Source organism: Lyngbya aestuarii BL J, from assembly GCF_000478195.2.
GTDB lineage: Bacteria > Cyanobacteriota > Cyanobacteriia > Cyanobacteriales > Microcoleaceae > Capilliphycus > Capilliphycus aestuarii.
Map to the genome: position 1 here is coordinate 1 of NZ_AUZM01000184.1, position 1,734 is coordinate 1,734.

Below are 1,734 nucleotides of genomic sequence, written 5' to 3' on the forward strand. Positions count from 1 at the left end.
CCCGCCGAAGAAATTGCCCAAGGTGCGAGTTGGATGGTTGCAGATAACGTTATGCGTGATGTGGCGGCTATTTTGGGAGTCCACGTCTTTCCCAGTATTCCCGCCGGATGTGTGGGGATTCGTCAGGGAGCATTGACAGCGGCCGCCGATGATTTAGAATTAACCATTATGGGAGAATCGGGTCATGGTGCGCGTCCTCACGAAGCAAAGGATGCCATCTGGATTGCGGCTCAAGTGATTACCACCCTCCAACAAGCGATTAGTCGCACTCATAACCCTTTAAGGCCTGTTGTTTTAACCATTGGTCAAATTGTCGGTGGACGGGCGCCGAATGTGATCGCCGATCAGGTTAAACTGTCGGGAACGGTGCGATCGCTTCATCCTGAAACTCACGATAGTTTACCCGCTTGGATCGAAAATATTGTTGCTAATATTTGTCAGATGTACGGGGCGCGTTATGAGATGAATTATCGTCGGGGCGTACCGTCTGTACAAAATGATCCAAAAATGACTCAGTTAGTGACAGAATCAGTTGGGGAAGCTTTGGGCAAGGATAACATTATTACTTTATCAGAACCGTCTTTGGGTGCGGAAGATTTTTCAGTGTATCTCAATCATGCACCGGGAATGATGTTTCGTCTGGGAGTCGGACACCCAAAAGCACCAAATTATCCTCTCCATCATCCGAAGTTTGAAATTGATGAATCTGCCATTATTACTGGTGTTGTTACTCTGGCTTATTCAGCTTACAAATATTGGCAAAACAATCAATAGAGAAAAGATTATTTTCTAACTTGATCAGAGGAACTTTCTGGAGGTGTAGGCGGAGAATTATTAAAAGATTCAAGGAACACTTTTACCCGCCCACTCGGTTCTAAAATTACCCTAATTTTAGGGCGTCTGCCGTCTGCTGTCGCGGAAACAAACGGTTCACCAACATTGGGTAATTCAAGCTGAACTAAGCGATTAACTGCGGGTTGACCGACAGGCATAATACTCGCAATTGTACCATCCGCATTGAGTTGTAATGTGTATTGAAGTGCTTTCTGTAAATTTTTGGGGGGATACCAATTGTCTTGAAAATAAGTTCTGACTTCATCAACTTGCGGAATTTGATCAAATAATGTGGTGTCTTCTTGGCGAGTTGCTGCAATGGTTTGGGGACGTTTATTTAACTGGGTTAAATAAGGATCTTCTGACGTTTGATTTTCGCTGATTTCAGGATCAATCCCTTCAGAATTCCCGGTGGAATTGTCTTGATTTTCTTCCTCTGGAAAAACGCTCACAATTTCGGGGGGTGGCGAATCTTGGAGGGGGGGAAGTTGGATCACAGGCGGAACTTGAGGAATGGGGTTAAAGGGGATGGGAGGGGGTGTTTGTGCGCCGATGGGTGGGGCGACAGAAGCAACAGAAGGAGGGTTAGCAGAGGGGGGAACAGAGGGGTTAGCAGAGGGGTTAGCAGAGGGGTTAGCAGAGGGGTTAGCAGAGGGGTTGGGCGGGCTGGTTGGTTGGGGTTCCGGTAGGATAATCATCATTCCCTCTTGCTGAGAAACATTGGGGATTGTTTGAGGGGGAGGGGGACTTCCGGGTTCAGGAAATAACGGGGGCGGTATCGGCAGGGGGGCGGGATCGACTCCGGGGAAATTGGCGGCGACGGGGGGAGGAGAAGCTGAGGGAGTTGGAGTTGGAGAGGGCCAAACGGGAAGTGCTGGCGCTGGGGTTTGGTTAGGAGGG

General features: G+C 48.6%; 1 protein-coding gene and 1 pseudogene. One reads left to right on the forward strand and one right to left on the reverse strand.

All coding sequences use genetic code 11. The features are described from left to right. On the forward strand, window positions 1-774 hold a 774-nt coding region (locus M595_RS27345; protein WP_023069827.1), incomplete at its 5' end, for an amidohydrolase. Between the two features lie 8 nt (window positions 775-782). On the opposite strand, the pseudogene M595_RS31380 reads toward M595_RS27345, so the two are convergent. Further along, window positions 783-1,734 (reverse strand): annotated as a pseudogene (locus M595_RS31380) (hypothetical protein); the annotation flags it as partial.